Genomic DNA, 25,229 nt, shown 5'->3' on the forward strand with positions numbered 1-25,229 from the left:
CTCCTATCTTATAAATGACATGCTTTCATATGCCGTAATTCAGAATCTCCTGCTTGAGGTACATATACTTCTATCACATCAAATCGTATAGATTCATACTCTATATCACGAGTTGCCAAAAACATAGATATAACATGACGTATGTGTTGTTTCTTTTTCCAATGCACCGCCTCGCAGGGCATTCCATAGGTTTGGGTACGTCTCGTTTTCACTTCTACTACAATAAGTATATTTTCTTTTTTAGCGATAATATCTACTTCACCAAATCGATAGCGTATATTTCGTTCCAGTACATCATACCCTTGTTCTTTCAAATAATTCGTAGCTAGGTCTTCTCCGTATCTTCCTAATTCAATATGGTTCATAGGCACCTCCTTAGCTCTACATTACTTTCATAATGAAAGAATGTAAACCGTAGAACCCACACTGTTAGGAGTGTGCTCCTCTAAGAGTGTTATAATCCATATACAATTATCGATATGCAAAAAGCATTCTCATAGAATCATCTATAAGAATGCTTTTATAAAACGATATACTATTATTTATCACCAATAGAGATGACAGATACGATATTACCTGTAAGCCTATACTAGGCTAATACTCTACCGTTTATATCTCTTCCACAGGCTTACCTGCTACAATGGATTTTATAGGTTCAAAACTATGCCGATGCAATGGAGTAATACCTAAGTCTTTGATAGCCTGCTTGTGTACATCTGTATAGTATCCTTTATGAATAGCAAAACCAAACCCTGGATACTCTTCTTCCATGGATTCCATGAAGCGGTCCCGTGTTACCTTTGCTACAATGGAAGCAGCCGCAATAGATGCACTTTTAGAGTCTCCTTTAATCAAAGATTCTACAGGTACCTCTAAATCTGGTAATTTCATCGCATCCGATAATACAGCCTCTGCCTGTACTGGCAAATTACGAATCGCCTCATACATAGCTTGTCGTGTAGCTTCATAAATATTGAGTGTATCAATGACTTCTGCCTCATAGGACACACAGTGTACCGCCACTGCTACCTCCATGATTTGATCAAATAAGATATCTCGTTTTTCTGGCGTTAGTTTTTTTGAATCGTTCAACCCTACTAGCTTGCAATGAGGTGGTAAAATAACAGCTGCTACTGTTACAGGACCTGCAATAGGACCTCTACCTACTTCATCTACACCAGCGATTAGGTATTTGCCTTCCTCATAAAAGCTTTCTTCATAGGTGTACATAGCTTCCAAACGCTGTTGCTCTTCTAAGACTTTTTTCTGCTTCCGTAAATACACACCAGCTGCGTGTTTCACGGATTCACGAGAATCTTCTAACGCCCATTGTACATAATCAAAAGGGCATTCACCTTGCAGTAGATTTTTAATATCTTTAACTTTAAGTTCCTGAAACTCACTCTTCGTCAACATAGTACGGCTCCTCATCGACGCCATCAAAGGTAATGTATCCTAATTTATTATTTCGGTAATCTGTTAAAATTACACGGCGTACCTTGTCATAATCTACGACACCACCGCTTACCAGACAACCACGACGACGACCAATAGCCTCTAACATAGCATCTACGGATGTACGCTCCTCTTCTGTCAATTTATAGCGTTCATGCAATAATGTCGGTTCATGCTCTTCTAAATATGCCAACAATTGCTTGATAACAGAATCTAAATCATATACATCGTCGGAAATAGCTCCTGTCATAGCTAACCGAGCTGCCGCTCGTTGGTCTTCAAATTTAGGCCATAATACACCAGGCGTATCTAATAATTCTAGATTCTTACCTACTTTAACCCATTGTTGCCCCCGTGTATGACCTGGTTTATTGGCGGTACGTGTAGCAGCAGAACCAGCTAATTTATTAATTAATGTAGATTTTCCTACATTAGGAATACCTAAAATCATAGTGCGCACGGTGCGACCTTTGATACCTTTTTTTAGCCAACGATCGATGATGGGCTGTGCTAAGGATTCTACAGTTTTCACCAACTGTTTATTACCTTTCCCATTTTTGGAATCAATAGCTATGGCATGAATACCTTCGTTTTTGAAAAATTCAATCCATTCTTTTGTAGCTTTTGGATTCGCCAAATCACATTTATTTAAAATCACTACATGTGGCTTATCGCCGATCAATTCACGAATCACTGGGTTAGCACTACTCCGAGGAATACGTGCATCCAGTAATTCGATAACCACATCTACTTTCTTTTTATGTTCCGTAATCATACGAGTGGCTTTTGCCATATGGCCTGGAAACCACTGCACTACGGGAAAAATTTCTTGACTCATACTTCACCTATTCGTCTATTATATGCATTATACAAGTATTGATTCACTATCTTCCTATGCAATTCTTTTATCTATCATGACACTACTATCAAATTACATGATTAATCTGAAAGTATATGACTGATACCATGACAGGATTTGCAAGTAGTAATTACAATGTATGGTTATTGCCATAGGAAATAAAAAAAGGCTAGCCATAGACTTACGTCTCATGGCTAACCCTTTTAAATTAGCGTTTTTCGCGAATACGAGCAGCTTTACCAGTAAGGTTACGTAAGTAGTACAATTTAGCACGACGAACGATACCGCGACGAGTTACTTCGATTTTAGCTAGACGTGGGCTGTGAAGTGGGAATACACGTTCAACACCAACGCCAGAAGCGATACGACGAACTGTGAAAGTTTCACGAACGGAACCACCTTGACGGTTGATTACCAAACCTTCAAAAACCTGAATACGCTCACGGCTACCTTCCACAACTTTAACGTGTACTTTTACAGTATCACCAGCGCGGAACTCAGGAATGTCAGAGCGAAGCTGTTCTTTTTCTAATACATCAATAATATTCACGATTTTTTCCTCCTATTTTGCAGACGTTCATTACTTACACCTTATAAGCAGAGGACCATCTCAAATTAACAGTATTATTCTATCATAAATGAAAGTTTTTATGCAAGAGGGAATTTTAAGAATATAAAAAAGCACTCAGGTCTATTTAGAATTTAATAAATTCAGTTTTCATAGTAAATTTCTCCTTATCTCTTCCACCAAGACTTCTTTTTCTTCTTTTCATAAGAAATCTTTAGTGTGTCCTGATCAGGAAGAGCAACACCTTTACTCCGTGTGATTTGATGGATATCATCTGCAGAAAGTCCTATTGTTTCTCCATCCTTAAATTCCACATCATCTTGCAATACATATGATGAAATTGAAGATATAAACGATAGCAATTTTCCTGCTTCTTCATCGACATCTAAGATTTCAAGCTCTAATTTTCCAAAAGTTTTCATTCCGTAAGTGTAGGTAGATAGCCCATTTTCAGTCCTATATAAGCCGAACCATACCCAGTTAAAAATTGGAAGATCCCCATCTCTAATCATCTCAGCGGATTTCATATAATAACTAGGCTCAAATACTACACCACATGTGAATACGCCAATTGCGTTTTCTTGCTTGCAGCAAGTAGCCATGATTTTCGTATAAAGTATGCCCCTAGCTATTACATCTTCTTCATCCCCCAAAATAGCTACAAAAATGTGAGCCTTATGAGTCTTTGTAACCTCTACAGCCTCTTCCCACATCCAATTATTTTCTGCGTTTATTTCAGCTTCTTCATTTGGTACAGGTGCAGGGAATTTAGTGATTATAATGCTACATTTATCAAAATAGGTGACGATTGTATCTTCATCTTCCGTATCTCCTTTTGATAGTTCAATTTCCCAATCCGCTTTTAAATCGCTGATTAATTTTTCTTTATCCCATGCATCTTCTGAAAGTAAAACACTTCCACAAAACGAGCCTACAGCTTCCTCTTCTGATGTAGAACCTTCTTCATTAGCATAGTCAGAATGTATATTGTTTTTCTCATCTTCTTTTAATGAATTAAATTCGTTATTCGTTACTTCTTTGTTCATAAGTAGGTATCCTCTCTTACACATAACATTCTATTTTTCATTTCTTTTACATATGTTATCTCGATGTCATAGCCCAAAGCTTCCAACATAGAAATGCAAGTGGAAAAATACAAAATTAACTCATAATATCCACCAAGATAAACTATAAATATTTATGTAAGTTCTTCTCTTTGATTAGCTTAATAGCCTCTATTTCTTCAGTTGATAATTCATTCTTATCACTTAAACTATTATCCCATGACTTAAATGTTTTAAGCACTTCATCAATAATTCTTATATTGCGCTCTCTAATTTCTTCTAATTTCCAATCTTTTATATTACCATTACTCATTAGTTTAGTAATTTCTATATTAGATTTTGCATACTGTTCTTGTTTTTTTGAAAAGTATCCATTACTTGCAATAATATTTAATCTCTTTTCAAAAGGAATTTTATTGCCAATTGTCTCTATTAATTCATTTACTTCATCTTCATTTGACTTAAAATAACTTTGTTGCCATTTTACTGGTAGTATATGTTCAATCTCCCAATTATAAGGTAATAATTCTTTTTGTTCTTTTGTATTATACGCAAGTAATTTTAATAACATTCTAACTGCATTTCTATGTAGATGTTTTATGCCATTTTGCAACTCATCATCTGTTACATTTCTAAATTCAAACTTTACCACTCCATCATGTAAAATAGACGAATTTAAGTTCAAAATACTTGTTTTAACTGAGTTAATTGTTGGAGATACTAGATACACTTTAAATAAATTTATAAATAATTTTCTCAAAAAAATCAAAAATATTTCTTCAAATTTTTCTGTATTCTTATTTTTTAAATAGTAAATTATTACTGGGTATTTCCAAAACTCATTTGGATATGAGCTAAGAACATCTAAAATACTTAATATAGAAAAATTTGTTGTCCATGTTGCTTCTTTTGATTCTCTACAATTAACAACTTCCCAAAATTCTAGAATATCTTTAAGATTTTGTAATAAATTATCCTTAAAAAGTCTAGAAAAACTATCTTGTGCAAAATATTTTCTAAGTCCAGGAGTAGTTGTTATTTTGTCATTCTCCATAGCCCTCAGGTAAAACATGTAATAGTAAAACAATTTTTGGATACTTTCACCTGCAATTTCTGATCTTAATGTAAGTTTTTTCCATTCTTCCACAAATTTTGTTTTATTCTCTTCATTAAGTTTATTATATATTTGAACTTTGAAAATATCAGCATCTGATAAAGGTAGTCCTCTATCATTTAAAGTAGAGAATATTGTTAATGCGGTTTCTTGAGTGTCAGCTTTAATTGGTAATACAATTGTCTTATTTAATACATTATTTATGAATCTATAGAAATTTAAAGGTTCATTATTTGCATATTCATCTAATAATTTTATCAGTAAATTGTAATTTTTCGAATATCTATCCTTATTTTTATCTTCAGCTTTTCCAGTTTTTAAAATATTTTCTAGAATCTGATTATATTCTACTTCTAGTACTTTTGACTCAATAAGAACTGAACTATAGTCAGCAACGCTTGTCAATTCATCTATTTTCCATATTGCTGGCTCAATCTGTCTAATAAAATTATCCTTTTCCTTACTATCACTCATTTTTTGAAGTTTTCTATGAATTGCTCTCAATAGCAAAAATAATGTAGTTATTCGTTGCTGACCATCTATTATTTCTTGTTCCTTATTTTCATTACTAAAGGAAACAATACAGCCTAAAAAATATGATGATTCATTTTGATTATTTGTGTATTCCACTAAATCTGAAAAGAGTGTTAAAACTTGATCCTCAGTCCAAGCATAAGGTCTTTGATATTCAGGAATCAAGAATTTTTCTTTTATTCCCGTCATTAATAAGTCTTTAACACTACTTTTATTTACCTCGATTGTAGTTGCCACATTCCCATCTCCTAATTTACATATGGTCAAGCCTATAACGAATTTGAACATTGTAATATAAAGTAAAATTAACTTTTAAGCCATAATCCACAAAAAAGTTAAATTCGTCTAAATGTCCATTAATCATGCTCGTTTACCCTTTAACTGGATAGGCACCTATGAATTAATATATACTATCTATACTTCCCCTCCACATATTGTCGTAATCGTTCGATACGTTTTTCTGTGGCTGGGTGTGTGCTATAGAGTTTACTCATGAGTCCACTTTCACCAGTTTCAACTGTATAATTACGTAACGTAATCAATGCATCATGGAGTTCAGCCCCTAAGCCGATTTCATAAGCATATTTATCAGCACGGTACTCCGCTCGTCTACCTGTGAATAAGTCAATAATGACCAAAGGCGCCTTAATGACCCACTGCATAAATAGAATTTGTAAAACTACGAGAAGATAAAAAATCTGTACAATGAATGTAATTACCGGCAGTCGTAAATATTGAATCCATAATATAACACGTGCAAAGAGTTCGTACACACGAATGCACATTTGTCCTAAATAGTTCATATAGAAACAAGAAAATCCATAGGCCCCATCTTTATGATGAATATGTCCCATTTCATGAGCCACTATGCCCAATAATTCATCATAAGGCAACTGTATGATAGCCCCCGTATTAATACAAATTCGATTATGCCCCATTGCAAAAGCATTGATAGAATCATCATTTTTGATAAACCAATCGAATTGCGACATATCGATACCCGTATGATTTTGTATATCCTTCTGAATCATCTGCAGAATCTCTATCTCTTGCCCTAGAGGACGACGTCCCCCATAGAGCCACATAGTAATGCGATGAAACCAAGGAATTTGCGCTAGTGCCGCCACAAGTAAGACAGAGGTACCTGCTACGGCATAGCTAATATTTTCCAAATTGATACGCACATGAAAGAGGTCCATCGCTTTCATTAAAAAAGGATGATTAATAGGTCCAAAGATGACTTGATACATATATACAATGCTACCAATGATGAATAGATTGGCAAAAAATGTTAATACCGTAACAATCATAAGAACCTACTTCAATTTGCCTAAGTTACTTACTTCATAAGTCATACGCAATAATTGAAGACGATTTTGTTTCACAGCTTCGTCTTTATCCATAACCATAACATGTTCGAAGAATGTTTCAATATATGGCACCAAGGATTCAGCTAAACTCACTGCTTTCACATAGTCCCCAGCTTCCAAGGCATTACGATTTGTTGTATACACAGGTAATGCCGCTTTGTACAAGGCTTGTTCAGAATCTTCTTTCAATAAGGATTCGTCCACACCTGTGAAAATTACATCTTTCACCATGTTAAAGATACGTGTGTAAGCTTGCATTAATGGTTCGTTTTCGTCCAAACGATTCGCTGTTAAAGCTTGTCCTAAACCTTCTGCTAAAGCTACTGTTACAGTATCTTGACTCAATACGATATCGACCACTTGATATGGCATACCTTGTTCTAACAAGATATTTTTCAATCGAAGAATAAAGAAGTTTTCTAGTTGACCTAGTAATTCTTCATGTTTTTCACAATCTACACCCAATAGTTCCATCGCTTTCACCCAGATTGGACGCATGGACAAGGACCATTTGCTATCCATCAAGATGTTGATAATACCGATAGTTTGACGACGCAATGCATATGGATCTTGAGAACCTGTAGGGATTAAACCACGGCTGAAAGTAGCCACAATAGTGTCTACTTTGTCAACGATACTCAAGATACGCCCTGCATCGGTAGTTGGCAAGATATCTCCTGCAAAACGAGGTAAATATTGTTCAAAAATCGCTTCTGCTACCGCAGGTGTTTCACCATCTAGTAAGGCATATTCTTTACCCATAACACCTTGTAATTCAGTAAATTCACTTACCATACCTGTCGTTAAGTCTGTTTTTGCCAAATGTGTAGCACATTCTAACGTAGCTGCATCCGTGAAACCTACTTCTTTAGCCAATACAGAACCTAATTCCACAAGACGTTCAGTTTTATCTTTCAAATTGCCCAAACCTTCTTGGAAGACAATTTTTGTCAATGCTTCATACCGACCAGCTAATGGCGTTTTACGGTCTTCATTAAAGAAGAATTTTGCATCGTCTAAACGAGCACGAAGTACACGTTCATTACCAGCTGCCACTACTTCCAAGGATTTACTATCCCCATTACGAACTGTCAAGAACATAGGAAGTAATTTTCCTTTGCCATCCACCATTGGGAAATAGCGTTGATGGTCTTTCATTGGTGTAATAATACAGTCTGATGGTAACGCTAAGTAGCTTTCATCAAAAGTACCACAAAGTGCTGTTGGATATTCTACTAGGAATGTAACTTCATCTAATAAATCTTCATCCCATACCACAGTAGCCCCTTTAGTGGCTGCCAATTCTGTTAATTGTTTATGAATTGTCTCACTGCGTACATCTTGGTTGATCATAATGAAGTTTTTAGTTAGTGTATCTACATAGTCTTTTGGTTCTCCAATAGTCAACTCAGATTCACCTAAGAAACGATGTCCACGACTTACATTTGTACTTGTTACATTGGCAAATGTCACTGGTACTACGTCTTGACCAAATAATGCCACCAACCAACGTACTGGACGAACAAAACGTTCTTCTAAATCGCCCCAATGCATGGATTTAGGGAAACTTAAACCTGTAATCAAGGATGGCAATACGTCAGATAAGACTTCTTTTGTATCTAAACCAGCTGTCGTTGTATCAGCAAAGATGTAACCATCTACTACTTTTAATTCAGATACATCTAATCCTTTACCACGAGCAAAACCGATGGCTGCTTTAGTAGCATTTCCATCAGCATCATAGGCAATAGATACAGATGGGCCTTTATGTGTTTCGTGAACATCTTCACCACGTTCTGCTACATCATTGATAAGCAATGCAACACGACGAGGTGTAGCATATACTTTCACAGCCCCATGTGGAATATGACGTTCTGCCAAGGCAGCTGTTGCTAATTCACCTAATTGTTTGATAATATTTGGCAAAAATCCTGCTGGAATTTCTTCTGCCCCAATTTCAAAGAGTAAATCCTTAGCCATCTTATTTATCTCCTTTCAACAATGGGAAACCAAGTTCTTCTCGTTTCGCCAAATAGTTTTGTGCACAAATACGAGCCATGTTACGAACACGACCGATGAAAGCTGTTCTTTCAGAAATAGAAATGGCACCGCGTGCATCTAACAAGTTAAATGTATGGGAACATTTCAATACATAATCGTAAGCCGGCAATACAAAGCCCAATTGACATACACGTGTCGCCTCTGCTTCGTACATGTCGAACAATTTGAACAACATATCTGTATCTGCTAATTCAAAGCTGTACGTAGATTGTTCTACTTCGTTTGCATGCCATACATCGCCGTATGTATATTGTTCATTCCATTGTAAGTCATACACATTTTCTACGCCTTGAATGTACATAGCCAAACGTTCTAAGCCGTATGTAATCTCAACGGATACAGGTTTTACGTCGATAGATCCCACTTGTTGGAAATAGGTAAACTGCGTTACTTCCATGCCGTCTAACCAAACTTCCCAACCAAGACCCCAAGCGCCTAATGTTGGAGATTCCCAGTTATCTTCTACAAAACGGATATCGTGATCTTCTGCATGAATACCAAGAGCCGCCAAACTTTGTAGATATAATTCTTGAATATTGTCTGGAGATGGTTTGATGATAACTTGGAATTGATGATGTTGGAACAAACGATTCGGATTATCACCATAGCGACCATCTGCAGGACGGCGGGATGGTTCTACATAGCATACAGACCAAGGTTCAGGTCCCAAAGCATGCAAGAAGGTAGCTGGGTTCATGGTACCCGCCCCTTTTTCAATGTCATATGGTTGTTGCAAAATGCAACCTTGTTCACCCCAGAAATTTTGGAGTGTAAAAATCATCTCTTGAAATGTCATTTCCATTCCTCCTTATGTTTTACAGGGAATAAAAAAAGTCCCTGCAACGAAAATCGCTACAGGGACGAGATATACCCGCGGTTCCACCCTAATTGGCTAATGCCCTCTTTTAAAAAATAGCCTTTACTAATTGTCCATACCTAGTATGGTACAACGTTCCTGCTCATGCTCCACAGCGCCTTCTACTCCATTGTGAGCTTTCACCATCCTCACTCGCTAAGGGGAGTATACTCCTCTGCTTCATCGCCTATGTATATATACTATTGTATGGATAAAAGTGGTTAGTGTCAAGGGATGAACCCATGTAATATACGAAATAAGCAGATAATGTTCTGCTATCTATTTCTCCAAAAACATCTTACACCATTCCATGTTCTCTATCCACATGGCCGTTTCATACTCGATATCTTCCATTTCCGTAATAGCAGAGATGACCGCAATACCGTCTACTGGTTCCGCTAAGACATCATCAAAGTTATCTCGATTAATGCCACCAATAGCCACCATGGGAATAGTTGGATTATGAGCACGTAAAGCTAAAATTAATTCTGGTCCTCGTACAGTTTTGGCATCTTTTTTTGTGCTTGTCGCATACATAGGGCCTACACCGATGTAATCCACATAGTCTAGCTTCGTATGTTCTAACTCTTCCACAGAATTAATAGACGTACCTACAAGAGCATATGGTAAACGTTTGCGCACTTCTTCAAGGTCCATATCATCTTGTCCTACATGAACACCATCAGCACCAATACGTTCTGCTAGTTCCACATCATCATTAACGATGAAAGGCACACCATATTCTTTACAAATGTGCTGTAACTCTCGTGCCATTTGTTCTTTTTGTTCTCCTACTAGAGCACCTTCCCCTTTTTCACGAAATTGAAAGCACGTAATACCGCCTTTACAAGCTTCTGTCAACGTTGTATGTATATCCTTAGTATTAGGTGTTCCACAAATGAAATACAAGCCCATCATAGACTGTACCGTTTCTATATCATAGCGTTTCAAAATAATCCTCATTTCTTATATAACAACGATAAAAGATTACCTATAGTATACCACGACATCAAAACTATTCGATATGACTTGCATCATACCTATATAACTGGGCAGATTATTCTGAATACTCATCCCCATAAGCCATATGGTTCACTGGTCCATTGCCTGTACCCAACCCTGGATTATGTAAGATAGCTAACCGGATATATTCTTTACCAATGGTGATGGCTTCTTCTAAGGATTTACCTTTTGCTAATTCTGCTGTGATCACCGCCGAGAATGTGCAGCCTGTACCGTGAGTATGTACTGTGTCGTATTTAGGACTGGTCCAAGACCGGCGCATGGACATAGTATCTTTTGTAAACAAGTAATCTGTCGCTTCATCTCCGATGTGACCGCCTTTGATGATGACCGCTTGAGGGCCCAATTCTTGTAATATACGAATCCCTGCTGTATGCAAAGCTTCTACCGTATCGATTTTCATATCTGCCAACACTTCCGCTTCACTACGGTTAGGCGTAATCAATGTAGCCTTAGGAATTAATGTACTTTGCAAGGCTTTCACAGCCTCATCGGAGATAAGACGGTCCCCGCTGGTGGCAATCATCACTGGGTCTAATACATAGGGTACCTTAGGATCAATATACGTACCGATGAGTTCCATCATTTCTGCTGTGGCTAACATGCCTGTTTTTACTGCTTCTGGCACGATATCAGTATACACCGATTGTAACTGTGCTTCAATCATAGATACATCCATATGAGCAATCTGTGTCACACCTTTCGTATTTTGCGCTACTACAGATGTAATGACAGCCATACCATAGACGTGACGACTTTGAAAGCTTTTCAAGTCCGCCATCACCCCTGCACCACCTGTTGGATCTGTTCCTGCAATCGTTAACGCTCTATGTAATTTCATAGGTATCTCCTTTACTAGTAACAAAAAAGAACCAATCCTTGGGACGGTTCTTGTACAATTCCTAGTATTCGATACCATCCACTTTCCTACGCCAGCATTATCTGGTTCAGGTCTAGGGTTTTGATACTCATCAATCTCAGCATAAGCACCCCTAGTGGTTCTTATATTAATTTAGTTATAACATGAAATAGTACCCAATGCAATACAATAAATAACAGTTGAGCTATTTTCACTATTAAGATATTTTTTCTCAATATAGATATTCATATAGTCTATGTATTTCATATACTACATTACATTCACCTATACATCCTATTGACGTAGTATCATTCAATTCGTATAATACACCTATAAGGGGTGCTCACGGAAGTGGGCTGAGAAGTCGCTATGTGCGACTAACCCATAACCTGATTTGGATAATGCCAACGTAGGGATATACATATATATTCTTTTGTAGTGCCTATACAAAAACATAGTTAACTCTCACTTATGATGTGCTTACTATAGAGAATATATATCATCTACAGGCTAATCGATTTGGATTAGCTTTTTTGTTCCCGCTGGCATGGATAGGAGTATTCATGACTGATTCAAAACTTTCATCATCGCGGTTGTCCCTCATTTGGTTCGGCGCCGCTCTTTCCATTGCGGAAATTATGACGGGCACCTATTTTGCGCCCTTAGGATTTTCCGACGGTCTATTAGCTATCATCATCGGGCACGTCATCGGTTGTCTGCTATTGTTTGGCGCTGGGCTCATCGGTGCTCGTGAACACATGAGCTCCATGCAAACTGTATCCACGGTCTTTGGCAATGGGGGCATGAAATTATTTTCCATTTTAAACGTATTACAACTCATCGGCTGGACCGGCATTATGATCTATGACGGTGCACTTGGCGCCGTAGAATTGTGGAATCTACCATTCACTGCGTGGACTGTCATCATCGGCGCTTTAATCATTGTGTGGCTCTTCATCGGCATTCGCAACATGGGCTACATCAACAGTATTATGGGCTACGGTCTAGGTATCCTCTGCATCTATTTATTGATTAGCTTGTTACAAGAAAGTTCTATTCACAGCCAAGGCATCATCACTGATGAACTGACTTTTACAGCGGCCTTAGAATTATCTATTGCTATGCCATTATCTTGGCTGCCGCTAATCAGCGATTACACTCGTTTATCTAAAAATCCTGTGGCAGGTACTGCGGCTAGTGCCATTGTGTATGGTGTAACTAGCTCCATTATGTATGTGTTAGGCCTTGCGGCTGCTCTTTATACAAATGAAAGCAACATTGCGAAGGTACTTCTTCATGCTGGTTTAGGATTTGGTGGTTTAATCATCATTGTATTCTCTACTGTGACCACAACTTTCATGGACGCCCTATCTGCTGGTATTTCCTCTGAAAGTTTGCAATCTAAATATTCTGGTCGTACCATCGGTATTATCGTTACCATCATCGGCACCATAGGCGCATCCATCTATCCAATGGATAATATCATCCCATTCTTATATACCATCGGATCTGTATTTGTTCCTATGATTGCTATTTTATTAACTCATTATTTCTTCTTACGTCATTGTCCGCGCCTTGACCATGGTCCAACACTATACATCATTTGCTGGGCATCCGGCACTGTTATGTACCATCGTTTCCTCGATAGCAATCCATTCTTAGGAGCTAGCTTGTCTACCATCGTAGGAACATCCTTGGCAACTATTGCAACGGCGTATATTATTAGTAAATTGAGCAAAAGTTAAGATACAGGTACCCATACAGATTTATTAAATATCTAATGCTGTATTAAATATCATTTATATTAATATCTTATTAACAAAAAACGCGGTCACATGACCGCGTTTTTTGTTATTTCATATTTACTTAGGTGTATAAACCATCTTTACATGTGGAGTTCCTTCATGAATAAATGATTCTCCTTCAGTTTTGAAACCAAATTTTTCATATAATCCAACCACTTGTTCTTGCGCTTCAATAGCCACATTTTTTCCATTCCAGTGTTCATGTATATAGTTCATAATATGTTGTACCAACTGACGTCCCATACCTAATCCACGTGTGGAATGACGTGTCACAACTCGTCCAAAAACAATAATCCCATTTTCTTCAAATATGCGGGCATAGGCATCTACTTGATTAGTTTTTTCATTCCAATACAATACGTGCGCTGCTTTAAGATCCACATCATCGCATTCATGATACACTCGATTTTGTTCAACAACAAATGTGTCTACTCTAAGCCTAAATATTTCAAATAACTCTAATGGTGACAACTCATGTAATTTAGTTATTTTCCACATATATATCAATCCCATCTATAAAAATACATTAAAATTAGACAATACAACATTATAAAAAATTGTGATATAGATTTTTATATCATTGTCTCTAAAAATTCTATACTATGCAATGTATATCCTAATTGATATGTCAAAATCTTTCTCAAAAGAACTTCTAATTGATCCCATTGATTTCCGTTAAGTCGCAATGGTTTCGTAGGAATCCAATCATAGTTCAAAAGCATTGTTATCCCTTGTTGTAGCTCTCTATTCACTACATATTGACAAGTTTCATAGATTTCATCACAAAGACTTGCCATTGCCTCGGGATCTTCACAATGTTGTCCTTGGGGAACAAATCCAGCAATGCTTAACATATGCCAACCTAATACAATAGATCCTAATCGAATTGGTTTATCTTGTATAGCTTGTAAAAATCGACTCATATTCGTATACACACCGCGGTCTAATTTACCTTTTTCAAATAAGGCACTCACCAGTTCACCGCTAAAGGTAGCATAGGAAATATCTTCTAAGCTTTCATAATCACGTGTAGAAATCCCATCCATCTGAATAATATCGTACATATCTCCATTAGGAGCTACTGTCAAATATAAACGGCTTAAAGGTTGCAAATACGCCCCTTCTTTATAGTTAGCTTTACGTTTATGGGATACAGAACAAAGTATAATGCCTTCTAATTTTGTGAGGAACGCATAGATACTATAGTATTTTCGTTTTTTACGCCATAATACAATGGCTTCACTAGTAAACGTATTTGCTTTCATCTATATGTCCTCTCCATACAGGATACCTCAATGCTATTAACATTTATCTTATGACCCTAAGATATTTACATACTATTCTTAAATTGCTTCAAAGATATGTTAACATATACATCAACTTTAATTACACTTTTACAAGAAGTGCTAATTATTTTATTTCCTCAGCATCTTCAGCATCAGTTGGTACTGGTACAGCATAGACACGTTCAATACGATAGCCTTGCATTTCCGTCACCGTGAAAGTATATCCATCTACGGTGATGGCATCACCAACCGCTGGGGTCCGTTCTAAGATACCAAAGATAACGCCACCAATAGTATCTTCGTCCACATCACCGAATGAAATATCCAATACATCTTCCACTTCATCTACGAGCACTTTTCCGGCAAAGTTATAGGTTCCATTTGGATTTTCCACAATGGCTGGTAGATCTCGTTCATGCTCGTCTTGAATATCCCCAACTAGTTCCTCTAGGATATCCTCCAAACCTACTAAGCCCACCATACCACCGTATTCATCCACCACAACAGCTTGATAAATACGACGTGTCCTCATATGTTGTAATAGAACAGATAATTTCATTACTTCTGGAATGACAAGAATATTACGACGAATGGAGCGTAAATCTTTACTTGCCTCTTCACGGCGTTCCATTAAATCCTTAATATGCACAAGGCCGATAATATGATCTTTATCTTCTAAACACAATGGATATCTCGTATGACTTGTGGAAGATACAATATGCATAGTCTCTTCAAAGCTATCTTGCGTGTATACGCACACCACATCTTGCCGAGGAATCATAACTTCTTTTGCAATGCGGTCCACAAAATCGAATACATTGTCGATGAGCTCACCTTCCACATGGTCAATTTCACCTTGCTGATGGCTTCGGCTCACCAAAGCACGGATTTCCTCTTCTGTGTGCACTAGGTCTATTTCTGTACGATAGGGTGCTTTGAAAGCTTTCAACACTGTATTACCAATGCGTTCTGCTAAGTACACAAAAGGAATCACTATCTTTCCAGCTAAGCGCACAATGGTCACGGTTGTTCCTACATAGCGTTCAGGAAAGGATAATGCCAATCCTTTAGGGATAATTTCCCCAAATATGAGTACCACTACTGCAAATAATGCTAGTATAATCCATTCCACTACAATGGCATATGTGGCATCATAAACGCCTAAATAATGTAATACCAAATCACTCCCATCTTCTAAATAGCGTCCTACATAGACTGCCAAAACGACAATAAAGAAGAGAATAAAGAAGGTGGACGTATTCATAAACCGTTCAGGCCGTTTGTATAATTCACGTAATTCGTCTTTTTTGCTCTCGCTCAATGTATCCATATCTTCTAAATGTTCTTCTCGAAGACGGGCAAAAGAGAATTTACTAATCACAAATACACTAATAATTAAAATACAAAAGATGGCAAATAGAATCATGCCACCCGTGACGGGGGTATCGATATAAATCAGTCCTTTCTATATACACTATTTTGACAATGCCATACTCTATCTCAAGATATGTTATTTTTCATACGTAATGCTGTCTACACTATGACCTAAAAGATTAACAGCGTGCCATAAAATAACCGGCCTTAAGTATTAATTCCGATATGCCAATTCAGACAACATAACTATTTTATTGCACTAGTACTAATTCCGGTATCCCAATTCAGACAACATACCAGATTTATTACGCCAGTCTTTTTTCACTTTTACCCATACATCTAGGAATACCTTGGTAGCTAATAATCGCTCAATATCGGCACGAGCTTGTTTGCCAATCAGTTTTAACATAGACCCTTGTTTACCGATGATGATCCCTTTTTGGGAGTCTCGCTCTACGTAGATAGTAGCACGTATATAGGTGGTGCCGTCATCTCGAGTTTTCATTTCATCCACATCGACAGCGATGGCATGAGGGATTTCATCATGGGTCTGCAACAGGATTTTTTCACGTACAATATCAGAAATAATCAACCGCTCTGGTTGGTCGGTAATCATATCATCTGGGAAGTATTTTGGACCTTCTGGCAAATGTTTTTCCAACAAATTGACCACTTCTTCAATATTATCTTTTTCCTTCGCAGAAATCGGTACCACAGCCTCAAAAGGATAGCTATTTTCATAGGATACAATAGCCTCTAACAAGTCTTGCTTTTCCATAGTATCAATTTTATTCACAATGAGGAATACTGGAACATTAACCTTTTTTAACTGTTCCATGACAAAATTGTCACCAGGACCACGTTTTTCATTAGCTGCCACCACAAATAAAACAGCCTCTACTTCACGCAAAGAGTCTACCGCTTGATCCACCATAAATTCACCTAACTTATGTTTTGGCTTATGAATCCCTGGTGTATCCATGAATACAATTTGTTTCTTTTCATCTGTATAGACACAAACAATACGATTCCGTGTAGTTTGTGCTTTATCAGAAACGATGACAATTTTATCATCAATTAAGGCATTAATTAATGTAGACTTCCCTACATTCGGACGTCCTACAACAGCTACAAAGCCTGATTTAAATCCTTTTCCACTATTCATTATATGGCATATCCTCTCGTACATAACCTAAATTACCAAGCACAAATTCTTCTTCTGTGCGCATTTCTTTCTTATCGTCCTCTGTCATATGGTCATAGCCTAAAATATGCAAACAGCTATGAACAGTTAGATAGGCAAGCTCACGTATGAAATCATGGTTATACTCTTTCGCTTGTTCTGCTGCACGCTCTAAAGAGATAACAATATCTCCTAATAATTGTCCTTCTTCCTCAATAGAGGCTTCATCCCCTTCATTGAGGGCAAAGGATAACACATCAGTAGGCATATCCTTACCACGGTATTGACGGTTTAACTCCTGAATTTTTCCGTTGTTACAGAGGAGTACACTATACTCATCTTCCTCGTGCAATCCATACACACGAGCCACTTCATTACAGCACCGTTGAATGACTTCCTCATACGTACTATTCTGTTCTATTCCCTCATCATAGGAAATGCTAACAATCATTCTTGTTTCCCTTTCTCTCTGAAAGTTGATATTCTTCATAGGCTTTCACAATACGACCTACCAAGTCATGACGCACCACATCTTGGTCGGAGAAATAAATAGATCGAATCCCTTTGATGCGTTGCAACACCTGTTCTGCCTCAATCAAACCAGATGTTATCTTCGGTGGCAAGTCAATTTGCGTAGGGTCTCCATTAACCACCATTTTTGATTGATACCCTAAGCGGGTTAAGAACATTTTCATCTGCTCTGGTGTCGTGTTTTGCCCTTCATCAAGGATGACAAAAGACCGCTCCAAGGTGCGACCACGCATGTAAGCCAATGGTGCTACCTCGATAGTCCCTTGTAACAGCATCTTCTGCACTCGTTCTACACCGAACATATCATGTAAGGCATCATAGAGAGGGCGTAAATAGGGATCTACTTTTTCTTGCAAATCTCCTGGTAAATAGCCCAGTTTTTCCCCTGCCTCTACAGCAGGTCTCGTCAAAATAATACGATCCACTTCACGATTTTTCAGGTAAAATGCAGCTAATGCTACCGCTAAATAGGTCTTACCTGTTCCGGCAGGACCAATACCAAAGGTGATAGTATTGCGACGGATACTGTCTACATACTGTTTTTGCCTCAATGTTTTAGGGATGATAGGATTCCCCTTTACAGTCACATTGATAGTATCTTCATAAAGCTGAAAAAGAGCCTCTTTTTCGCCTTTCAAAATCATCGTAGTAGCGTTTCGTACATGATGATCAGTGATTTTAATGTGATTTTTAAATAAATATAACAAAACATCAAGGACTTCTATCGCCACTTGTACAGATGTTTCAGAGCCTGTCACATCTATGGTCGTATCTCGATGTAATATATCAACTGTCAATAGTTCTTCTAATACTTTTATGTGAGAACCTTGGGGTCCCACGATCGGTCCTACCATGTCATAAGTAGGTATGGTAAATCTCTGATTAGCCATATGCTCCCTTTCACAGAAATTTTTGTACTGCAGTGCCATGTAAATAATCATAGCCACTGCCTTGAGAAATATGTTCGTCTTCCATAATTTGATCAATCAAATCTTGCACGCGCCACCAGCCCATAGACCAATTCGTAAAAATCGTATTTTCCTCTGGCGCACGTCCCACCAATCGTTGTAATACAATCTTTGGATCTAGGTAACGTAAAAATTCCACCACACGACGGGCGTACTCTTCAGCGCTGATTAAAGTAAACTCTCCGGCTTCATAATCACGTGCCATTTTTGTATTCTTTACTAAGTATAATGCATGAAGCTTCACTTGGTCTACTTGTAAGGCTGATAAAGTTTTCGCTCCTTCAATGACATCGTCCATCGTATCCCAAGGAAGGTTGAGTATCATATGAGTACACACTTCAAATCCATAGCGCTTAATCCGCAGTACAGCGTCGATAAATTCAGCCATCGTATGTCCTCGATTCACCTTTTGTAATGTGTGATAGTTCACCGATTGCAAGCCAAGTTCTACATAAATATCAACACCGTATTTATGCTGTATTTCTTTTAAAATATCTAAATACGCATCATGTACACAGTCCGGACGTGTGGCAATGGCAATACCTACCACATGTTCTAAGCAAGCTTCCTCCACATACTGGCGAAACTTCTCTGGTGGTAAATAAGTATTACTAAAATTCTGAAAATACGGTATATATTTATAAGCCTTATATTTTTTTGCAATATGTATCACAGTCTCATCAATTTGTTGTTTCACCGTCATAGAGGCTGGTCGATTTTCATAGCCTGCTCCAATTTCACCGCAGAAGGTACATCCACCTACACCGGCAGAGCCATCACGATTAGGACATGTCAACGGTAATGCCACAGGAATTTTATACGCCTTCTCCCCATATCGCTCTTTGTAAAACACAGATATCATACGATACCGCTTTGGCTTTGTCGTATCACTCATGTCACACCTCCTCCCTAATAGTTGGACTCATATATTGTTCATGATGAGTTAGATAAGTATTTCCACATTGTTGAGGGCGTATAAAAGGTTTCATCTCACCTTTTACGTCAATAATGATAGTGTATCTATTATCTGCTATAACATTGTCAGTCATAGCCTCATCACAACGTATATTACTTTGTTTAACTGCACTAATTTCTTGTGTATAGCATTCCTTAGCACTATGTACAGAACTTGTGGTAGAACAATTGTATTCCTCATTTTGGGATGCTACAACTTCTATAGCATCATAGAAACTTCTTGGAATCCCTAAATATGACAATGATTCACTACAGACCTCAATCGTATGATAATCCTGTCGGATTCTCCGCCATTCTACAAAAGAATAGTTAGGGATATATCGTTGTACCAGTTCTTCCTCACGCCAAAATATCTCGGCATCCTGCATTTCTTGCTTTCTATCTTTGGATAAGCCAAATCGTTCATCCCGTATTTTACCATTGAAAGAAGTCAACACATCGTAGCGCAGTAAATCACAGGCCACTCGGTCCCCTTTCAACGAAAAGAACTCATAGAGGAATGCAATTTGATCAGCATCGTTTAGTTTGCGGTCTTGATTCCCTTTTTCTAACCATAATTTGGTCATGTCTTCAAAATAGGCAAAGGCCGATCCCTCTTGGATTAAGCTTTCACTAATGTACCCAAAGACTGTACGATACCGTTCACTATTATAGAACCGTTCGAACACATCTTCAAAATGTTTTAGCATCCGCACATCATCGTAAGGCAATACATGAGTTTGTAATACTTCGTAAGGAGCTTTCGGATTCGCAATGTATTTATACTCGGCCATAGAACGTACGCCAGAGCCTTTTAATAACTTTAAAAATCCAATCTGCAACGCATGAGGTTGTAAACTGAACAAATCATTAAAGGACTTCTCGAAAATAGTTTTGCTTTCATAAGGCAAACCTACAATTAAGTCCATATGCACATGGGTGCGCCCGGCCTTTATAATCGGAGGGATAACGGACTGAATGCGGCCCCAATCATTGCGCCGATGGATGGCCTCCAAAGTTTTATCATGGGTACTTTGAACGCCTACCTCAATCTGTATTTGTCCTTGGCGAGTAGAACTTAGAATATCTACTTCTTTTTCTGTCATCAATATAGATTCCATTTCCAAGTGAAAGTTCGTCTGTCCCCCATGATCACGCATCCACTCCATCAATGGAATGTGATGATGAGTCGCACAGTTAAATGTACGATCCACAAACTTCACCTGTTTCACATTGTGCGCCACGAACCAAGCTAACTCTTCGATTACCCGTTCTTGGGGAAAGAATCGTACAGTGTTGCGATTTCCAGATAAACAATACTGGCAACTAAAGGGACAACCACGAGAAGATTCATAATAGACAATTTTATTCCCTAAGGTAAGCATATCTTCCTCTGTGTACGGGAATGGTATCGTGCTTAGGTCTTTCACCTCAACGGCCTCTTCAGACCCTTGAATCTCACCATGTTCTCTACCTAAGATACCAGGGATGACGGGATTCACAGGAGATTGCCCTGTACGGATTGCTTTCACAAAAGAAGTGAAAGCCTCCTCAGCTTCCCCTTGCACAATATAGTCAATATACGGGTGGTCATCTAATAATTCCCTAGCAGTATAACTCACCTCTGGACCACCTAATATAATTTTCGTGTTAGGATGAACCGCTTTGATCATAGAACAAAGATGCAATGTCATATCGATATTCCAAATATAACAAGCAAACCCTATTACATCTGCCTCTAAAGTAGTCACATTGTTTAAGATATCTAAAATAGGCATATTAATAGTGTACTCCACTATCTCATATGCCTCATCCTTAGTTCTTCCATAGGCCTGCAAATAGCGCAATGCCAAAGAAGAGTGTATATATTTTGAATTCAACGTTGAAATAATAACTTTCATTTGTACCTCACTCATCGAATGAACCTAGTTCATCGGCTATTGCTCTATTATACCATACAATGCAAATACCTCACTACTGGAGACCCAATAGTGAGGTATTACGATTAGAATCGATGTCTAAATCCTGCATTAATTTGCCAATTTTGTTTTACCTTATGTTTCGTTGACCCTTGTGCTTCAAAATAAAATTGTTTATTTTCATCTTTACTTATATAGGTTGCACCAAATCCATAAGTAAACCAACTATCTTGTTTCGATGGTTTTTCCACAGCCACTTCATTAAAGGTATGTGTTGTATCTCCCCATAATTCTCGTTCATGCATAATCTTAATATATGGATTAATATGCCCTGGTGTGATACTGTCTATACCAATTCTGGCACCGATACGCAGAACTAAACCTTTAAAATCATCTGTCACTGATGTTAATCCATGTTTCATGTGCATAGGATAACCACCAATGCTTTGATACGTCAATTGTGCTTCTGGTTCTATATAATACTTGCGTGTATCATTTTTCTTGAAATAGAAGCGTCTACCTAATTCAACTGATCCGAGATACGATACAGTGTGCATAGTATCAGAAGATACATCTGTATGAGAACGGTTTATCATGTCGAACCCACCACGGTAATTAGCGATACGTCCCACAATATCAACATACATATTTGTTTTTGGATGCACCCAAGAGGAATACCCACCTATTGCAGCTTGTGTGAGTTTAATAGAGCCACTGAATTCATCTAGTGTGCCACGAGCCTGTAACATACCTACATTAAGTCCATGATAGGCAATCCATCCTCCATGCTTTCTTTGCCAATCAAACCCACCTTGTATACCGTAATAGTTATTGCTATATGTACCTACCTTTACATCTCCATCGCTACTATATTTACCACCAATTAACTTTACCCAAATGTCATTAGAGTTGCGCACCTTTTTATCTAGGTGTGTTTCCCCTAATCGTTGTACTAGTGTACCCATGGTAGCTAAATTACTTTGGTATATCATATTATGTAGTACTTCAACAGCCTGAGCTCCAGAACTCAATCGACCATTAGGGTTTAAATAAAAATCATTTTTTCCATCTGGCTCAATTTTGGCTATCTTTGAAGTTTCAGAATTAGATACAATGAACTCATAGGCCCCTTGATCTGTAGTACCATACAGTAATTTATACTTGGCCTTATTGTCTGTCAAATCCCCTAAGTTTTCTACAAGTTTTAAATGCTCATGTCCCTTCGTTTTAGCTGCTCCATCGTCTTTATAGTCAATGTTATGAACCCCATCACTGCCTTTTCGAGTCACCAATCTATCAGTATCACCACTGATAATATTCCCGTTCATTTTCAGTGTTTCTGTATCCCCCATTAAATGTTTTACAGATACATTAACATACTTTTTATCGTTTCCAAATTCTACAATGGCACCTTTGGTTAAATCCAAATCTTTTACCATGGAATCATTCGTAACTTTCCAGTGAGCGCCATTGCTCATAGTAAGATTAATCGCATTATTTGTGGTATCAATAGCATCATTTTTTATAATACCATGTTCATCAAAATAGAATTTGCTTTTCGCGATAGAAGCTTCTGCATCTGCAATTTTTTTCTTATAATTTTCTCTTCCTTTAGCAGTTAGGGTAGGTTTCTCTAGTATTTTTTTCCAGGTCGCAATCTGCTTCTCAACTTTTTTAATATCCTGTTCCCGTAGGATGACATTGTCATCAGCATCGACAGTTTCATCAAATAAATTCTGCTTGGATGTAAACTTTTCTTTGCCTATATGAGCCTCGCCTTCAAAATAAGAGTCTTTATTGCCTAAATTCAAATTAACGATACCACTATTATAGGCATGTATATCCCCTTTGATTTGAATCACTTTATCTGGTCCACCAACAATATCAACTTTGCTATTTTTTCCGTTCACATTAATAGCGTCTCCAATGCTTTTAGGATTACCCTGAGCGTCATATACAGGTGTTACATCTACCTTGAGATTGCCCCTAAATATAGCTTCTAATTTAGAAGCATCGGGAATTGTATCCCGATTTCTTTTACTCCCCCTGGAAAAGAGACCAATCCCATAATTTTCTGCCTCTTCTTGACCATGTCTATCTATTTTTACATTCACATCACCATCAAACTCCATCACCGTCACAGTGGGGGTTTCTTTTTTTATAGCCGTTGAACCCATTGTATTATTATAATGATTCACCGCTATACCACGACCACGACTAGAAGCTGACGTAACATTCACATTCAATGTAGACCCTACTTCTGAATGTATATGATAGTTTCCTACAGTTGTACCATTATTGAACAATTGAATACCATTTGACTTTTTACTAGCATAATTATCTAGATTTGGATCATCTAATAAGGTGTTGATGGTATTCACCCCTTTAAATGTAATCGACGCAGCTGCAAGTCCATTTTTTCCCTTACTATGCACACTCATTTGATCCATTGTCTGAATCCCAGATGACACGGTATGATTGTCAACGGTAACATCCTCAAATACAATATTATTCTTTCCAGTAACACCACCATCGATATCATGATACTTGATGGTGGCGCATTATTTTTCTCAGAATCAAGTGTAAAACGATAGTCCCCTTCACGAAGTTCCGCAACTGATGTATTGGTATCAAACGTACTAGATGGTCCATTGGAATCTCCTAATTTACCTTTAATCGTGATATTATTAGTGCCGCCCAATGCAGAAATTACTAAAAAATTCAACGGTTTATTTTCCTTAGTTGCATCATACGTATAAGACGTTTCCTTTCCAGGATTTGAATACACCACAGTATACTTGTCTCTTGTTATCACCTCTGCAGATACAGTCCACACATTTGTCAATAATGAAAGAGTAATACAAGATAGCAATACGTCATATCGTTTCATAATACACCCCATATACATATACACACATAACCATACAGTCCAACCTAAACCTTATATAGAAGGCTTGAACACTTTTTTCCTGTGCTTACTAACATAATCATAAGTATACATCTACATAATATCATTGGTATTAAGCAATTTCAATCATTTTATGGATTTTTTCCCTTGTATACTTCCCTCCCCGATTTTTACACGAATTGCATATTATAAGTGTGCCCATAACAACAACATACACTTCAGTTATACTATAAAAGGAGCATCTGTATAGCAGATAAACATTATATCCACACTAAGAACGCCATTAGAGACGTAGTAGCCTTCGTGTCGGATCTTTATTGACCAAATCATACAAACACAAAAAGAGCACGGTGTGCCCCCGAACAAACATTATGAAATACCGTTTGAGAGGGGTATACCGTGCTCTAACAACACTCTAAGGAACGCAGTTAGGCGTAGCAGCCTTTGTGGCGGGTCTTACTAACTAAATTACACAAATGCAAGAAGCCCATGGCGTGCTCCTGAACAAACATTATGAAATACCGTTTGAGAAGGAGTA

Annotated in this window: 22 protein-coding genes and 2 riboswitches; of the genes, 1 reads left to right on the forward strand and 21 read right to left on the reverse strand. The window is 37.7% G+C overall.

Going from position 1 to position 25,229, the window contains the following annotated elements:
• Positions 1 to 8 precede the first annotated feature (8 nt).
• From EO118_RS03925 to thiD, 11 genes are all read right to left on the reverse strand, one after another.
• A complete protein-coding gene (locus EO118_RS03925; protein WP_127068734.1) occupies positions 9 to 365 on the reverse strand; it encodes a YraN family protein in 357 nt (118 codons plus the stop codon).
• 244 nt (positions 366 to 609) lie between these two features.
• Entirely contained in the window at positions 610 to 1,413 is an 804-nt protein-coding gene (locus EO118_RS03930; protein WP_127068817.1) for a ribonuclease HII, read from the reverse strand.
• Positions 1,400 to 2,293, reverse strand: a complete 894-nt coding sequence (gene ylqF / locus EO118_RS03935) for a ribosome biogenesis GTPase YlqF (RefSeq protein WP_127068735.1) — start codon at positions 2,291 to 2,293, stop codon at positions 1,400 to 1,402. The genes EO118_RS03930 and ylqF overlap by 14 nt, the downstream gene beginning before the upstream one ends.
• Positions 2,294 to 2,522: 229 nt before the next feature.
• Entirely contained in the window at positions 2,523 to 2,864 is a 342-nt protein-coding gene (gene rplS / locus EO118_RS03940) for a 50S ribosomal protein L19 (protein ID WP_009354025.1), read from the reverse strand.
• A gap of 185 nt (positions 2,865 to 3,049) precedes the next feature.
• Complete coding sequence (locus EO118_RS03945) at positions 3,050 to 3,928, reverse strand: DUF4261 domain-containing protein (protein ID WP_206168275.1); 879 nt, start codon at positions 3,926 to 3,928, stop codon at positions 3,050 to 3,052.
• A gap of 142 nt (positions 3,929 to 4,070) precedes the next feature.
• Complete coding sequence (locus EO118_RS03950) at positions 4,071 to 5,831, reverse strand: DUF262 domain-containing protein (protein ID WP_127068737.1); 1,761 nt, start codon at positions 5,829 to 5,831, stop codon at positions 4,071 to 4,073.
• A 173-nt stretch (positions 5,832 to 6,004) separates the two neighbouring features.
• Positions 6,005 to 6,904, reverse strand: a complete 900-nt coding sequence (locus EO118_RS03955) for a zinc metalloprotease HtpX (RefSeq protein ID WP_127068738.1) — start codon at positions 6,902 to 6,904, stop codon at positions 6,005 to 6,007.
• 6 nt (positions 6,905 to 6,910) lie between these two features.
• Positions 6,911 to 8,944, reverse strand: a complete 2,034-nt coding sequence (glyS, locus tag EO118_RS03960; protein ID WP_127068739.1) for a glycine--tRNA ligase subunit beta — start codon at positions 8,942 to 8,944, stop codon at positions 6,911 to 6,913.
• A gap of 1 nt (position 8,945) precedes the next feature.
• Positions 8,946 to 9,821 (reverse strand): glycine--tRNA ligase subunit alpha, encoded by an 876-nt coding sequence (glyQ, locus tag EO118_RS03965; RefSeq protein ID WP_009354040.1) that lies wholly within the window; start codon positions 9,819 to 9,821, stop codon positions 8,946 to 8,948.
• 339 nt (positions 9,822 to 10,160) lie between these two features.
• The gene (thiE, locus tag EO118_RS03970) at positions 10,161 to 10,832 is read right to left on the reverse strand and encodes a thiamine phosphate synthase (RefSeq protein WP_127068740.1); all 672 of its coding nucleotides are present in this window, start codon (positions 10,830 to 10,832) and stop codon (positions 10,161 to 10,163) included.
• 106 nt (positions 10,833 to 10,938) lie between these two features.
• Positions 10,939 to 11,745, reverse strand: coding sequence for a bifunctional hydroxymethylpyrimidine kinase/phosphomethylpyrimidine kinase (gene thiD / locus EO118_RS03975; protein WP_127068741.1), 807 nt, complete (start codon positions 11,743 to 11,745; stop codon positions 10,939 to 10,941).
• A 66-nt stretch (positions 11,746 to 11,811) separates the two neighbouring features.
• A riboswitch (TPP riboswitch) is annotated at positions 11,812 to 11,908 on the reverse strand.
• A 180-nt stretch (positions 11,909 to 12,088) separates the two neighbouring features.
• Positions 12,089 to 12,196, forward strand: a riboswitch (TPP riboswitch).
• A 130-nt stretch (positions 12,197 to 12,326) separates the two neighbouring features.
• Between thiD and cytX the strand changes: the two genes are divergently transcribed.
• Entirely contained in the window at positions 12,327 to 13,508 is a 1,182-nt protein-coding gene (gene cytX / locus EO118_RS03980) for a putative hydroxymethylpyrimidine transporter CytX (protein WP_127068742.1), read from the forward strand.
• A 117-nt stretch (positions 13,509 to 13,625) separates the two neighbouring features.
• Here the strand turns inward: cytX and EO118_RS03985 are convergent, their stop codons facing one another.
• The 10 genes from EO118_RS03985 to EO118_RS04030 form a co-directional block, all read right to left on the reverse strand.
• Positions 13,626 to 14,066, reverse strand: a complete 441-nt coding sequence (locus EO118_RS03985) for a GNAT family N-acetyltransferase (RefSeq protein ID WP_127068743.1) — start codon at positions 14,064 to 14,066, stop codon at positions 13,626 to 13,628.
• Positions 14,067 to 14,140: 74 nt separating this feature from the next.
• Positions 14,141 to 14,833 (reverse strand): DNA repair protein RecO, encoded by a 693-nt coding sequence (locus tag EO118_RS03990; protein ID WP_127068744.1) that lies wholly within the window; start codon positions 14,831 to 14,833, stop codon positions 14,141 to 14,143.
• A gap of 145 nt (positions 14,834 to 14,978) precedes the next feature.
• Complete coding sequence (locus EO118_RS03995) at positions 14,979 to 16,280, reverse strand: hemolysin family protein (RefSeq protein ID WP_127068745.1); 1,302 nt, start codon at positions 16,278 to 16,280, stop codon at positions 14,979 to 14,981.
• Between the two features lie 213 nt (positions 16,281 to 16,493).
• Entirely contained in the window at positions 16,494 to 17,393 is a 900-nt protein-coding gene (gene era / locus EO118_RS04000; protein WP_127068746.1) for a GTPase Era, read from the reverse strand.
• Entirely contained in the window at positions 17,386 to 17,862 is a 477-nt protein-coding gene (gene ybeY, locus EO118_RS04005; protein ID WP_127068747.1) for an rRNA maturation RNase YbeY, read from the reverse strand. The genes era and ybeY overlap by 8 nt, the downstream gene beginning before the upstream one ends.
• Positions 17,852 to 18,832: a PhoH family protein gene (locus EO118_RS04010; protein ID WP_127068748.1), complete on the reverse strand. Its 981-nt coding sequence runs from the start codon at positions 18,830 to 18,832 to the stop codon at positions 17,852 to 17,854. Before EO118_RS04010 ends, ybeY begins: the two co-directional genes overlap by 11 nt.
• Before the next feature lie 10 nt (positions 18,833 to 18,842).
• Positions 18,843 to 19,805, reverse strand: coding sequence for a TIGR01212 family radical SAM protein (locus tag EO118_RS04015; protein WP_127068749.1), 963 nt, complete (start codon positions 19,803 to 19,805; stop codon positions 18,843 to 18,845).
• A gap of 1 nt (position 19,806) precedes the next feature.
• Positions 19,807 to 21,765, reverse strand: coding sequence for a B12-binding domain-containing radical SAM protein (locus tag EO118_RS04020; protein WP_240626902.1), 1,959 nt, complete (start codon positions 21,763 to 21,765; stop codon positions 19,807 to 19,809).
• Between the two features lie 104 nt (positions 21,766 to 21,869).
• Positions 21,870 to 24,233: an autotransporter outer membrane beta-barrel domain-containing protein gene (locus tag EO118_RS04025; protein ID WP_127068750.1), complete on the reverse strand. Its 2,364-nt coding sequence runs from the start codon at positions 24,231 to 24,233 to the stop codon at positions 21,870 to 21,872.
• Positions 24,221 to 24,673 carry a hypothetical protein gene (locus tag EO118_RS04030; RefSeq protein WP_127068751.1) on the reverse strand — a complete coding sequence of 151 codons (453 nt, stop codon included), beginning with the start codon at positions 24,671 to 24,673 and terminating at the stop codon, positions 24,221 to 24,223. The genes EO118_RS04025 and EO118_RS04030 overlap by 13 nt, the downstream gene beginning before the upstream one ends.
• Positions 24,674 to 25,229: the final 556 nt, after the last annotated feature.

The sequence above is a fragment of the Veillonella sp. 3891 genome (assembly GCF_003992315.1).
Lineage (GTDB): Bacteria > Bacillota > Negativicutes > Veillonellales > Veillonellaceae > F0422.